Genomic DNA, 13,321 nt, shown 5'->3' with positions numbered 1-13,321 from the left:
TCCTTTCCCAGTTTCCCTAGTGGCCCATCAGGCGTTCAAGCGCGCCGGGCTTGTCGTGGATGGCCAGTTTATCGACGATTGTCTCGCTGGCTTCATTGAGACCGATCAACTCGACTTCGGCCCCTTCACGGCGGAATTTGAGCACGACCATATCAAGGGCTGCAACACTTGAAATGTCCCAGATATGCGCGTGGCTGACATCAATCGTGACCTTGTCGAGCGCTTCGCGGAAATCAAACGCCTTGGTGAAGTCTTCGACCGAGGCAAAGAAGATCTGGCCGCGCACTTCATAGGTGCGGTGCGTGCTGTCAGGCGAAAGCGTGCTGGTAACACGGAAAATCTGCGCGATCTTCCAGGCAAAGAAAATACCCGAAAGCAATACACCGACCAGAACACCGATGGCCAGGTTGTGCGAACCCACAACCGTAATCACGGTGGCCAGCATGACGATGGAGGAGCTGCGCGGATGATCCTTGAGGTCCTTGATCGAGGACCAGCTGAATGTCCCGATCGACACCATGATCATGATCGCGACAAGGGCGGCCATCGGAATGATCGCCACCAGATCGCCCAGAACCACAATCAGGATCAGGAGGAAGATACCGGCAAGGAAGGTCGACAGGCGGCAACGGCCACCCGATTTGACGTTGATCACCGACTGGCCAATCATCGCACAACCGGCCATACCGCCGATAAAGCCGGTAAAGAAGTTGGCAATCCCCTGGCCGTAGCATTCGCGCGTGCGGTTCGATGTGGTGTCGGTCAGATCATCAACGATCTGGGCCGTCATCAGACTTTCCAGAAGACCGACCGCCGCGACCGCCGCCGAATAAGGCAGGATGATCAGGAAGGTATCAAGGTTCAGCGGCACATCCGGGAAATAGATCGCCGGGAAGGCATCGGGCAGAGCACCCATATCGCCCACGGTGCGCAGATCGGCATCGATAAAGAACGACAAGCCGGTCAGAACGATGATGCAAATCAGCGGCGAGGGGATGACCTTGGTGATGCGCGGGAACAGATAGATGATGGCTAGGCCGCCTGCGACCATCACATAGGTCATGGGGCTGACATTGGTCAGTTCAGGCAGCTGGGCCATGAAGATCAGGATAGCGAGTGCGTTGACAAAGCCGGTCATGACCGACTTGGAGACAAAGCGCATCAGCGACCCCAGACGAAGCGCACCGGCCAGCATTTGAATGACACCGGCCAGAACGGTCGCGGCCAGCAGGTAATCCAGCCCGTGTTCACGAACAAGCGATCCCATCAGAACGGCGGTGGCTGCGGTGGCCGCCGAAATCATGCCCGGACGGCCGCCAAAGATGGCGGTGATCACGGCAATCGAGAAGGAGGCATAAAGCCCGACCTTCGGGTCAACACCGGCAATTATGGAAAAGGCAATCGCCTCTGGGATCAGGGCCAGCGCAACGACAAGGCCCGAAAGCACATCGGCGCGAATGTTGCCAAGCCATTCAGCCCGCAAACGCGGCAGAAAATCGCTATTCACAGAAAATCTCCGTCTCGGTCAAGCCCGACCGCGCAATTGCCAGATCTGGCAATCAATTGTCCCGCGGGCTGGAATGTCATCAGGCGGTCTTCATGATCCGTCAGCCGGAAATTCAGCGACAGGTCTCCCCAAGACCATCCCGTTCGTTGCTGCGTCGCAGCAGGCTGTACCTATACCAATTTAAAGATTGGCACAACCGTGACACGGATTTGCCAAGGCATTTTGGCAAGCGCCGGACGGATAAAAAAACTGCCGGGCACTGAAGTCCCGGCAGGCGCAGTTTGGCGGAGGCCACAAAACTTTTGCCGATGTTGCTAGCCGGTGGCGCGCTCGTCGATCTGGATCGCTGCGAGGAACAGGTCGATCTCGCTGCGCAGATTTGCCGCCTGAACGGAAAGCTCATCTGCTGCGTTGGTTACATCGCGGGTTGCGTTTTCACTTTTGCAGGCAGCACTTTGAACACCATTGATGCTGTCGAGGACTTCGCGTGTGCCCTGTGCGGTGTCGCGGGCGCGAAGCGCGATATTGCTGGTGGCTTCACCCTGCTGGGTGACAGCCTGAGCCACTGTGTTCGAGATCGAGTTGATTTCATCAATGACCTCGGAAATGTCGCGCATGGCGGTGACGGATTCCTGCGTTGCTTCCTGAATGGCCAGGATCTGCTCGCTGATTTCGCCGGTTGCGCGACTGGTTTGGGCTGCAAGGTTTTTGACTTCGTTGGCGACCACGGCAAAGCCTTTGCCGGCTTCGCCCGCACGGGCGGCCTCAATCGTTGCGTTGAGGGCCAGAAGGTTGGTCTGGGATGCGATGTCACTGATCAGCGTAATGACTTCGCCGATTTTAACCGTACTTTCCGAAAGGCTTTGCACCAGACGGTTGCTGTGTTCTGTCCGGGTGACGGCACCTTGGGCAATCGTGCTTGAGGTGCGAACATGATCGCCGATTTCCGCGACCGAGGATGACAGTTGGGTGGCGGCACTGGCGACGGAATTGATGTTGTCAGAAGCACGTTCGACAATAGTCACGACACCGCTTGCAAGGTGGGTTGTGTCCGAGACCGCACCGGACATGACATTGGCCGTATTGCCCATCGATTCCGATGCATGGCACAGCGCCTGAACAACATTGTCCGCACGGGTGCGGAAAGTATCGACCGCATTTGCAACGGCGGTGGCACGTTCAAGTTTTTCGCGGTTTTCCTCTTCGCGCTGACGGGTCAGGCGATCATTTTCCAGCAAGCTTTGTTTGAAATTGGCCAAGGCCTGCATGATGCGCGCAATGGCATTGTTGCCTTTGGTCGGGGGGATTTCGGCGTCGAGTTTCCCCGCGGCGAGCTGTTCCATCATGCTAACTGCATGGGTCAGCGGGCGCGTGATGCCCCGACCCAAAGACCAGCCGACAATGGTGGCAATGGCCGCGACAATGACAAGGATCAGCAAGGAAGCATTACGCATGTTGATCGTCGGTGCGAAAACTTCATCGGCGGAAACTGTTGCAACAAGTGCCAGCCGGGAGCCGAGGATTTCCAGCGGGGTATAGGCCGAGACCACCTCTGTCCCGCCGAAATCATCAACCGTCATGGTGCCTGTTTCACCAGTAAGGGCGCGGTCAACCGGGGCTGCGCGGATTTCGCGCCGAAGGCTGGTTGGTTCGCTCATCAGGCGGGTGTCGTTGCGCATCAATCCATCTGCACCGACAAGATACGTATCGCCCGTTTCCCCAAGGCCTTGTGCGCCCTGCAATGTATTGTTGATGCGGTCTACCGGAATGCGAACGGCCATAACGCCGATCAGGTTGCTGCCCGCTTCGTCATAGACGGGGGCTGCCATAAAGGCAGAAGGCTGACCATCGGCAAGGGTATATTGGCTGAAATCGATGAAACTGACGGTTCCCGGCTCTGCATTGCTGGCAGCGGCAAAGGCCCGCCCCAAACCGGTCGATGCATAGGCATCCTGGCTAAGGTCGATTGAGAAATCGTCAGTTTTCGAGACACTGTAAAGGACACTGCCCTGTGTTGCGATCAGATAGATATCGCCATAGGAACGTTCGCGCCGCAATTGGCGAAGCCACGGGTGATACTGTTTGTGGATGTCGGAATATGTAGAGCCATCCGCCGCCTTGTCGAGCATGTCTCGTTCAGAGGCGTTATGTGGATTTTGTTTGATGTAAAGATCATGCAAAGTTGCCATTGCACTGCTGCCCAGATCGGACCACGCAAAATCAAAAATAGTAATTGATTGGCGTAGGGCAGGGCTTGAAGACTGCAACACCAGATCCTGCTCGATGGATCGGAAATAGCCATCCAGTTCGCTTTGCCGCGCACTCACAACGGCGGAGAGCTTTTCGGTGGCACCCATGTTCAGCGCATCGCGCGCAATCAGATAACTTGAAAGGGCCGTGGTGGCAGCAGCGACGATTGCCAAAATGGCGATTGTCGTCGGGATGACGCGCCGCAAAGACATAGAGGCAAGGAACGACACCAGACCCTCCTGACCGATTTCTGGAATGAGTGTTCAAATACTCAGTAAAGCAAAAATCCGATCCGGCGAATTCACATAGATGTGTCCAGGATGTGAGTCGGGTTAAAGCAAAAAGGCCTGCGAAAACTCGGTGACCTTTGCAATTACGAGTGATTTTATCGGGGAAATCTGCGGGTGCGGAGAAATGAGAAGTGGTGGTTTGGCTGCTCAAACAGCCAGAATGTAAAGCCGTCGGAGCAGGTAAGTGAGGGAATCTTACCTGCTCCTGCACGGGATAGACCAAATGTTATTGGTTTGCTGCTTTGGCAGCTTGGTCAATTGTGTCGGCGACCACTTTCGGCTGGGTCATGAAAATAGAATGGCTGGTGGAAACCTTGGTGACCTTGGCGTTGATCCGTTCGGCCATCGCGGCCAGCATTTCGGGATCGAATGCCTTGTCCTCGGTTCCATAGACAGCCCAGCTCGGTTTTGTTCTCCAGGCAGCGTTTTGAAGCTTGGTTTCAAATGCCTTGAGGTTGATTGGAACCTGTGAGTCCCGCATGAAGGCGGCATCCGCATCGCTGACGTCATTTGCAAAGCCCTGTTTGAACTTTTCGGGCTCAACAAACGCATAACCGTCGGTGTGAATGTCCAGAACGAATTCCGGCGGCGTTGTATAGCCTTCATAGAGCTGGCCTGTTGTTTCACCAGCATCCGGCGCGAGGGCCGCGACGTAAACGAGTGCGGCAACTTTGGGGTCTGTGCCTGCTTCGGTGATGACGGTTCCGCCCCACGAATGCCCGACGAGAACAGTCGGTCCATCCTGACGATCAAGGGCGCGTTTTGTTGCGGCAACGTCGTCGGCCAAAGACGTAAGCGGGTTCTGTACGATGGTTACGTTGTACCCGCGCGCCGTCAGATCATTGTAAACGCCGCGCCAGCCGCTTCCATCGGCGAATGCCCCGTGAACGAGCACGACATTGCGAATGCTGTTGCCGTCTGCGGTCTTGTCGTCTGCCTGCGCAGATGTTGCGGATACCAAGGACAATGCGATGGCAGCGGTGATGTTCAATATCTTGGTCTTCATTTCCGTAATCCTTTTCTGGTCAGTGTAGTTCTTGAATGTCGAAAGCAGCGCAGTGTTGGATGTCGCTTTGCGACGGGCTTGGGATGCTTAATAGTTATCGCGATAAATGTTATTTCGATAACTATTAAGTTGGATTAATTCTCTTGTCCAGAAAATAATTATCGCGATATATATTATCGTGAATAAACCTAGAGATCAGGTGCCAGAAAGGAGTCTCTTTTGTCGGAAGAATCCAACATTCCCGTGCCCCTCGAAGATCAACTATGCTTTGCGATCTATTCCGCAGGGATTGCGATCCAACGGCTCTATAAGCCGTTGTTGAACAAACTTGGCCTGACCTATCCGCAATATCTGGTTCTGAATATCCTCTGGCAGCAAAACACCCAGAGCGTCGGCCAAATCGCTGATCGACTGGCATTGGAATCAAGCACGCTGACACCCTTGTTAAAGCGTCTTGAGAGTTCCGGTATGGTCCGGCGGGAAAGAAACCCGGATAACGAACGACAGGTTCTGATTACGCTAACACCTGCCGGATTGGCGCTTCGTGATCAAGCAGGTTGCCTTGGTGCTGCGCTGTTACAGGCCTCTGGTCAGAGCCAGAATGAGCTTGCGGATCTGAACAGCAAGACAAAGCAACTCCGCGATCTGATCTACCAGAACGGTGTGGACTGGTAACCGGGACGTTTTGATCGCATGGTCTTCAAACCGTCGGAACCGTGCCGCCATCAATGACATATTCCGTACCGGTTATGGCACCGGCGCGATCAGATGCCAAAAATGCAATCAGGTTGGCGACTTCTTCGGGTTTTGCCGGGCGACCCAGTGGGATGCCGCCAAGCGCATCCATGATGATCTTTTTGCCACCGTCATAGTCGGTGCCTGCTTGTTCGGCCAGGCGTTCTGCCAAGTGCATGGCGGCTTCTGTTTCTATCCAGCCCGGTGAGACGCGCAAGACGCGAACACCTTTGGGAGAGACTTCTTTTGAAAGCGCCTTGCTATAGGTCGACAAAGCAGCCTTCGCGGCGGCGTAGGCAGTCGTTGAGTCTGGCAGTGGGAGCTCGCGTTGGATTGAGGTCACGTGAATGACGACGCCTTGTCCCAGGGTGATCATGTCAGGGATCAAATGCCGATCAAGTCGAACGGCGGGAAACAGGTTCAAGTTAAGTTCCTGATGCCAATGATCATCAGACAGCACACCAAATCCACCAGCAGGTGAGGATGAACCGCCAAGCATGTGGACGATAATATCCACACCGCCAAGGCGCTGTTTAGTTGCCTCTGCCACTGACAGGCAACCGTCGTCGGTGGTCAGGTCCGCTGCGATAAAATGATCGTCAGCAAACGTCTCCGGACGGGTTCGCGCTGTGGTCAGAACGGTTGCACCCAGTTCGCGCAATAGCTTGAATGTTGCTAGGCCTGCACCTTTTGTCCCGCCGGTAACAAGGGCGCGCTTTCCTTTCAGGGTAAGAAAATCTGACATCATTTCACCCCCATCTCGGCAATCTTTCCGTCCTTGATGCGAAACACGTAGTTCAGCGTCACCGGGCTGTTTGGGAAATTTCCACTTACCTTGGCGCGAACCGTGACCTTGTTACCGTTTGTCTCTGTCTCAAGAGGCTCGGCGACATGGTTGTATTTTGCCTTCGCTGCCAGCCACCAGTTTTGGATTTCGGTCGATCCAACGTGACGTTCGCCTTCGTCGTGAACGATTGCATCCGAGCAAAACACTTTTGTCAGAATGTCAGGATCTTGGTTTCGATCGGCATCGAAATATGCCTGTACAGCATCAATCATATCCATCGCTTTCACTCCTTAGGGTGACTTATATCTCGACAGATAATCCGGATTCATTGTACTAACAATACGGACAATAATTGATGTGGAGATGAAAAAATCGGGACAATGGAACGTATCGTCTTGAACGATCTGGAAGCTGTCATGGCAATTGCCAAGCGCGGCACATTTCGCGGTGCGGCTATTGATATGGGGGTTTCGACGACAGCCTTGAGCCATGCAATCAGCAAGCTTGAGGCTGGTCTGGGTGTCAGGTTGTTTAACCGCACCACACGAAGCGTATCGCTCTCGGATGCAGGCAGGCTGTTTGTCGATCAGGTCGGTCCCTCGCTTCAGAGCATCCATGATGGATTGGAAGTGGTTCGCTCGCAAAGAGAAACGCCTTCAGGGACCATAAGGATCAATGCGGCCCCTTTTGCGGCGCGTGAGGTGATTTCACCACTTGTATTCGAATATCTTCGCCGGTTTCCGGACATGCATGTTGATCTGGTGACCGAGGGGCGACTGGTGGATATCGTCGCGGAAGGTTTCGATCTGGGGGTGCGGGTTTCGGGGTTGATTCCCAGTGACATGATCGCGGTGCCACTTGGTCGCGTTCAGCAATATGCGATTGTTGCATCCCCCGACTATTTCAAGGATCGTAAAAAGCCGAAGGTCCCGCCGGACCTTCTGAACCATAAATGCATCCGGGTTAGGCTGCCGGATGGATCGGTTTTCAGATGGCGGTTTGAAAAGGACGGTGAAGCGGTTCAGATTGACGTGAACGGGCCCATCACACTCGACGAGGCAAGTCTGGCGCGTGCGGCGGTTCTCGAAGGTATTGGGGTTGGCTGTTTTATGGAGCGTGATGTTATTGCGGACATCGAAGCAGGGCACCTTGTGCGCGTGCTTGGAGACTGGACGCTGCCATTTTCCGAGCTGTGTCTTTACTATCCCGGACGTCGAAATTTGTCGGCCGGGCACAAGGCCTTCGTTGCGCTAGCCCGAGAACTGGGGCGGGGCGCTGCGTCAAATAAGCCGACTGTCAGTCCAATTGCACTCTGACCAAGGCCTTTGGCCAGAGTGCTTCTGATCTTCTTGCATTTTGAAAAGGCGGTCAGGCGTTGTCGCGCAGCGCCTTGGCAATCGCGGTGCCACAAGTGACGGTATTGGCCTTGCCGCCAAGGTCGGCGGTACGCAGGTTTTCATCGAGCAGGACGGCCTCAATCGCGCGCATGATGGCGTCATGGGCGTCGGTGTGACCCAAGTGATCAAGCATCATTGCCCCTGACCAGATCTGCCCGATGGGGTTTGCGATGCCCTTGCCGGCAATATCGGGGGCGGAACCGTGGACCGGTTCGAAGAGGGAGGGGAATTTGCGTTCCGGGTTGATGTTGCCCGAGGGCGCGATGCCGATTGTGCCCGTGCAGGCCGGGCCAAGGTCGGACAGGATATCGCCAAACAGGTTTGAGGCCACCACCACGTCAAAACGGTCCGGGTTCATGACAAACTGGGCGGTCAGAATATCGATATGGTATTTGTCCCAGGTGACGTCGGGATAGTTTTTCGCCATTTCGATCACGCGTTCATCCCAATATGGCATGGTGATTGAAATGCCGTTGGATTTGGTGGCCGAGGTTACGTGTTTTCGCGGGCGTTTCTGGGCCAGTTCGAACGCGTATTTCAGGATGCGATCAATGCCGGTGCGCGACATTACGGTTTCCTGAATGACGATTTCACGGTCCGTGCCGGGATACATCTTGCCCCCGACCGAGGAATATTCGCCTTCGGTATTTTCGCGCACGACATAGAAATCAATATCACCCGGTTTGCGACCGGCGAGCGGCGATGGCACGCCGGGCATCAGTTTGGCCGGGCGCAAATTGACATACTGGTCAAAGTCGCGGCGGAACATGATCAGCGAGCCCCACAGCGAAATATGGTCCGGTACTGTATCCGGCCAGCCGACCGCGCCAAAGAAAATGGCATCGTGCGGTTCGATCTGTGCGCGCCAATCATCGGGCATCATTTGGCCGTGCTTTTGATAGTAGTCGCACGAGCCGAATTCGAATTCATTAAACACCAGATCGAGGTCAAACACTTCGGCGGCGGCCTTAAGCACGCGGATGCCTTCGGGCATGACTTCGGTTCCGATGCCGTCGCCGGCGATGACTGCGATTTTGTGGGTGGGGCGTGTCACGGTGCTGTTCTCCGCTGATATGTGTTTTTGGTGGCTTTTCAGTTTGGGGATTATTGCGTTGATAGGGCGTTTCGTCGAGCCCCGGAAGCGATCCGGATTACAGTCCGGGTTGCAGCCCGGATACAAGAAAGGCCCCCACCATTGGCAGGGGCCTTTCCGTGTAAGGGTATCTGGCGACGATGGGTCGCCGGAGTTTTGGCCTTAGCGGTTCAGGACTTAACGATTCTGGCGGTTATCGATCAGGTCATCAACAACACCCGGATCAGCAAGGGTCGAGGTATCACCAAGCTGATCATATTCGTTGGCGGCAATCTTGCGCAGGATACGGCGCATGATTTTGCCCGAACGGGTTTTCGGCAGACCCGGCGACCACTGGATGAAGTCCGGGCTTGCGATCGGGCCGATTTCCTTGCGGACCCATTTGACCAGTTCGGCGCGCAGCTCGTCGGTCGGTTCTTCGCCGGCATTAAGGGTGACATAGGCATAGATGCCCTGTCCCTTGATGTCGTGCGGAACGCCGACCACGGCGGCCTCGGCCACCTTGGAATGGGCAACCAGCGCGCTTTCAACTTCGGCGGTGCCCATACGGTGACCCGATACGTTGATCACGTCATCAACACGGCCGGTGATCCAGTAATAGCCATCATCATCGCGACGTGCGCCGTCACCGGTGGTGTAGACGTTTTTGAACGTGCTGAAATAGGTCTGGATGAAGCGTTCATGGTCACCATAGACCGTACGCATCTGACCCGGCCAGCTGTCCTTGATGACAAGGTTGCCATCGGTTGCGCCAGTCAGTTCCTTGCCTTCGTTATCAAGCAAGGCCGGCTGGACACCAAAGAACGGAAGCGTCGCCGAACCCGGTTTCAGGTCGGTCGCACCCGGCAGCGGCGTAATCAGGATACCGCCGGTTTCGGTCTGCCACCAGGTATCGACAATCGGGCAATTCTTTTTGCCGACATGTTCGTAATACCATTCCCAGGCTTCCGGGTTGATCGGCTCGCCCACCGAACCAAGGATGCGAAGCGACGACAGATCAGCCTTGTTCACGAAGCTTTCGCCTTCGCGCATCAGGGCTCGGATCGCGGTCGGTGCGGTATAGAAGATGTTGACCTTGTGCTTTTCGCAAACCTGCCAGAAGCGCGATGCGTCCGGATAGCTCGGAACACCTTCAAACATCAGGGTCGTGGCACCGTTGGCCAGCGGACCATAAACGATATAGCTGTGACCGGTGACCCAGCCGACATCGGCCGTACACCAGTAAATATCGCCTTCATGATAGTCGAAGACATATTCATGGGTCATGGATGCGTAGACGAGGTAACCGCCCGAGGTATGCAGAACACCCTTCGGCTTGCCGGTCGAGCCCGAGGTGTAAAGAACAAACAGCGGGTCTTCGGCATTGACTTCGGTCGGCGGGCAGTCGGTGGAGGCTGCTTCGCAAACTTCGTGATACCAGACGTCGCGGGCATCGTTCCAGGCAACGTCCTTGCCGGTATGCTTGACGACGACCATTTTCTCGACCGATTTGACGCCCGGGTGTGACAGGGCTTCGTCGGCGTTGCGTTTGAGCGGGACTGAACGACCGCCACGCAGACCTTCGTCCGAGGTGATGACGACTTTCGCACCGCAGTCTTCAACGCGACCAGCCAATGCTTCGGGCGAGAAACCGCCGAAGACGATGGAATGGATTGCGCCGATACGCGCGCAGGCCAGCATGGCAACCGCGGCCTCGGGGATCATCGGCAGATAGATGACAACGCGATCACCCTTGGCAACGCCCATCGATTTCAGTGCGTTGGCGAAACGGCAGGTGCGCTCATAGAGATCGCGATAGGTGATGTGTTCGGAGACGTTGGGATCATCACCTTCGAAAATGATGGCGGTCTGGTCGCCGCGCTTTTCAAGGTGACGGTCAAGGCAGTTGGCCGCGACGTTGAGCGTCCCGTCCTCGTACCATTTGATATAGAGGTCTTTGGCGTCGTAGCTGACGTTTTTGACGGTTTTATAGGGTTTGATCCAGTCAATGCGTTTGCCGTGTTCGCCCCAGAAGCCTTCCGGGTCTTCGACCGACTGCTTGTACATGGCGTCGTATTTTGCCTTGTCGATCAAAGCGCCCTTCGCGATGTCGTCAGGTACGGGATAAACGTTCGCAGACATATGTGGCCTCTTGTTCGTTTCCTGTGGTCTCTAGGTCGGCACCGGGGTGCTTTCGATGACTTTTCCAACGGGCTCGAAAAAGGCATCCGTCCGATGCAGTAATTTCGGTGCGGTTCAGAACCTGCTTTGCCATGCTGCCCGGTCCGGTGTGTGTGCGGTCCCGTTCAAAGGGGGCGGGCACGGCAAAGTTACTCCTGTCGCTTGCGCCCTATGCTAGTGCGCAGAGAGTATTGAGGGAATACAACTTAAGACGGGGGCGGACCTGGCCGGGTGCGCGTTGGTGAGTGTACGTTTGCCGCAACAGCCGGCATGGTCATAGTCATTGGCCGCCCCTGGGGCCGATCCTTGGTTCTGTTCCCTTATCCAATTGAAATATATCCGAAATTCTGGGCTTCGCCAGTGAAGCCGATTACATTTTTTCCGTGTGCGAATGTGGGACCAGCTTGGTTCGGTTCTGGATTTGACGGAACAAAACAGATACAAAGAAGCCAGCACGTAATCAAATGGTGGGATAATGGATCCGATTTCTTTGGCAGCAGGGGCGCTTGGCGCATCTGTTCTGGCACTTGTCTTTAGCATCATGATGGTCAAGCGCATCAAGGATGCCGCAGAGGCCGAGACGGAGTCGCGTACAGCCCTTCTGGCGTCCCAGCTTGAACATGCGGACAATACCCGGCGCGATCTTGCGACCGAGGTTGCCCAGATGCGTGAAAAGCTTTCCGAGGCATCGGAAAAGCGGGCCATTGCCGAAACCACGGCCAACCGGGTGCCGGTGCTTGAAGCCGAGATGAAGGAGCTTCGCACCGCCCTTGATCACTGGCGCGAAAAGGGGTCCGAGCTTGAAACCGCGCTTGAGAAAGAGCGCGAGGCCGCCAAGGAAAAGCTCGAGATGCTCGAAGATGCCAAGACCAAGCTGCTTGATAGCTTCAAGGCGCTGTCGTCCGATGCGCTCAAGGTCAATAACGACGAGTTCATGAAGCTGGCGCGAGAGAATTTCTCGCGCCTGCAAGAAGGGGCCAAGGGCGATCTTGAAAAACGCCAGCAAGCCATTGACGGGATCGTAAAGCCAATCCGGGAACGGCTTGAGGCCTTTGATAGCAAGGTTAATGAACTTGAAAAAAACCGCAAGGAAGCTTATGGCGAGCTGCGTGAACAGGTCGGGACCCTGGTGCAATCGCAACACAAATTGTCCAAGGAAACCCAGACGCTGAGCTCTGCCCTGCGGTCCAGTTCCTCGGTGTCGGGCAAGTGGGGCGAATTGCAGCTCAAGCGCATTGTCGAACTGGCCGGGATGCTCAAGCATTGCGACTTTGACGAACAGGTGCATTTCAACACCGACGAAGGTGTTCAGAAGCCCGACATGGTCATTCACCTGCCGGGCGGCAAGAATATCGTGGTCGATGCCAAGGCCCCGACATCGGCCTATCTTGAGGCGATTGACGAGAAATATGACGACGATCGCCGCGAAGCCTTGATGGCGACCTATGTCACCAATGTGCGCAAGGTGATCACGGATCTTTCGAAAAAATCATACTGGAAGTCGGTCGACAGTCCGGAATTTGTCGTGCTGTTCCTGCCCGGTGAAAGCTTCTTCTCGGCAGCCCTTGAACGCGATCCGCGTTTGATTGAGGACAGCTTCCGCGATGGGGTCATTCTGGCAACACCGACGACGTTGCTGGGCTTGCTTAAGGCCGTGTCATATGGCTGGCGACAGGAAGCGCTAGCCGAAAGCGCGCGTGACATCAGTGAAATTGGCTTGCAGCTTTATGACCGTCTGGGTGCGCTTGCCAAGCATTTCTCGTCGATGGGAAAATCGCTTGAAAGTACGGTGAAGCATTACAACAAGACGCTGGGGTCACTCGAAGGATCGGTTCTGGTGTCGGCTCGCAAGCTCAAGGAAAAGCATATTGTCTCTGATGACCGCATGATCGAGGAACCGTCCCCGTCGGAAACCCATGTGCGCGAAATCACCAAGACGGAATTGCTGGCCGGGCCAGAGGCTGCGAAGCCAGACGCCGGGGATTAAACCAAACCGGTTTTGGCGCAGATCCCGTGTGCGGGGCATGGCAGCCATCACGGCTAAATCGGGCTGTTTGCTTGACTTGGGCGTGGGGAAACCTTATCTCGAAGCGCGA

At 55.5% G+C, this 13,321-nt stretch carries 10 protein-coding genes; 3 read left to right on the top strand and 7 right to left on the bottom strand.

What is annotated here, in order from left to right; genetic code table 11:
* Positions 1-16: 16 nt before the first annotated feature.
* From AC5Q5A_RS14365 to AC5Q5A_RS14355, 3 genes are all read right to left on the bottom strand, one after another.
* Positions 17-1,507 carry a SulP family inorganic anion transporter gene (locus AC5Q5A_RS14365; RefSeq protein ID WP_064780378.1) on the bottom strand — a complete coding sequence of 497 codons (1,491 nt, stop codon included), beginning with the start codon at positions 1,505-1,507 and terminating at the stop codon, positions 17-19.
* 314 nt (positions 1,508-1,821) lie between these two features.
* Entirely contained in the window at positions 1,822-3,987 is a 2,166-nt protein-coding gene (locus AC5Q5A_RS14360; RefSeq protein ID WP_493895698.1) for a methyl-accepting chemotaxis protein, read from the bottom strand.
* Positions 3,988-4,273: 286 nt separating this feature from the next.
* Positions 4,274-5,053 carry an alpha/beta fold hydrolase gene (locus tag AC5Q5A_RS14355; RefSeq protein ID WP_493895697.1) on the bottom strand — a complete coding sequence of 260 codons (780 nt, stop codon included), beginning with the start codon at positions 5,051-5,053 and terminating at the stop codon, positions 4,274-4,276.
* 219 nt (positions 5,054-5,272) lie between these two features.
* On the opposite strand from AC5Q5A_RS14355, the gene AC5Q5A_RS14350 reads away from it, so the two are divergent.
* Positions 5,273-5,728, top strand: a complete 456-nt coding sequence (locus tag AC5Q5A_RS14350) for a MarR family winged helix-turn-helix transcriptional regulator (RefSeq protein WP_493895696.1) — start codon at positions 5,273-5,275, stop codon at positions 5,726-5,728.
* A 25-nt stretch (positions 5,729-5,753) separates the two neighbouring features.
* Here AC5Q5A_RS14350 and AC5Q5A_RS14345 read toward each other — a convergent pair whose 3' ends face one another.
* Positions 5,754-6,533, bottom strand: coding sequence for an SDR family oxidoreductase (locus AC5Q5A_RS14345; protein WP_493895695.1), 780 nt, complete (start codon positions 6,531-6,533; stop codon positions 5,754-5,756).
* Positions 6,533-6,853: a nuclear transport factor 2 family protein gene (locus AC5Q5A_RS14340; protein WP_493895694.1), complete on the bottom strand. Its 321-nt coding sequence runs from the start codon at positions 6,851-6,853 to the stop codon at positions 6,533-6,535. The genes AC5Q5A_RS14345 and AC5Q5A_RS14340 overlap by 1 nt, the downstream gene beginning before the upstream one ends.
* A gap of 102 nt (positions 6,854-6,955) precedes the next feature.
* Between AC5Q5A_RS14340 and AC5Q5A_RS14335 the strand changes: the two genes are divergently transcribed.
* On the top strand, positions 6,956-7,891 hold the full coding sequence (locus tag AC5Q5A_RS14335) for a LysR family transcriptional regulator (RefSeq protein WP_493895693.1): 936 nt from the start codon (positions 6,956-6,958) through the stop codon (positions 7,889-7,891).
* Positions 7,892-7,943: 52 nt separating this feature from the next.
* Here the strand turns inward: AC5Q5A_RS14335 and AC5Q5A_RS14330 are convergent, their stop codons facing one another.
* Both AC5Q5A_RS14330 and acs read right to left on the bottom strand, forming a co-directional pair.
* Positions 7,944-9,026 (bottom strand): tartrate dehydrogenase, encoded by a 1,083-nt coding sequence (locus AC5Q5A_RS14330; protein WP_493895692.1) that lies wholly within the window; start codon positions 9,024-9,026, stop codon positions 7,944-7,946.
* Between the two features lie 216 nt (positions 9,027-9,242).
* A complete protein-coding gene (gene acs, locus AC5Q5A_RS14325) occupies positions 9,243-11,186 on the bottom strand; it encodes an acetate--CoA ligase (protein ID WP_008889038.1) in 1,944 nt (647 codons plus the stop codon).
* Positions 11,187-11,700: 514 nt separating this feature from the next.
* Between acs and AC5Q5A_RS14320 the strand changes: the two genes are divergently transcribed.
* The gene (locus AC5Q5A_RS14320; RefSeq protein ID WP_493895691.1) at positions 11,701-13,212 is read left to right on the top strand and encodes a DNA recombination protein RmuC; all 1,512 of its coding nucleotides are present in this window, start codon (positions 11,701-11,703) and stop codon (positions 13,210-13,212) included.
* Positions 13,213-13,321 lie beyond the last annotated feature (109 nt).

It is taken from the genome of Thalassospira sp. CA1, from assembly GCF_059052855.1.
Note: the sequence above shows the minus strand (reverse complement) of the source record. Positions and strands in the feature narration are given on the sequence as shown.

Excerpts from the sequence above, each read along its gene's own strand:
- AC5Q5A_RS14355 (WP_493895697.1), bottom strand. The coding sequence starts at position 5,053 with ATGAAGACCAAGATATTGAACATCACCGCTGCCATCGCATTGTCCTTG.
- AC5Q5A_RS14345 (WP_493895695.1), bottom strand. The coding sequence starts at position 6,533 with ATGTCAGATTTTCTTACCCTGAAAGGAAAGCGCGCCCTTGTTACCGGC.
- AC5Q5A_RS14340 (WP_493895694.1), bottom strand. The coding sequence starts at position 6,853 with ATGGATATGATTGATGCTGTACAGGCATATTTCGATGCCGATCGAAAC.
- AC5Q5A_RS14335 (WP_493895693.1), top strand. The coding sequence starts at position 6,956 with ATGGAACGTATCGTCTTGAACGATCTGGAAGCTGTCATGGCAATTGCC.
- acs (WP_008889038.1), bottom strand. The coding sequence starts at position 11,186 with ATGTCTGCGAACGTTTATCCCGTACCTGACGACATCGCGAAGGGCGCT.
- AC5Q5A_RS14320 (WP_493895691.1), top strand. The coding sequence starts at position 11,701 with ATGGATCCGATTTCTTTGGCAGCAGGGGCGCTTGGCGCATCTGTTCTG.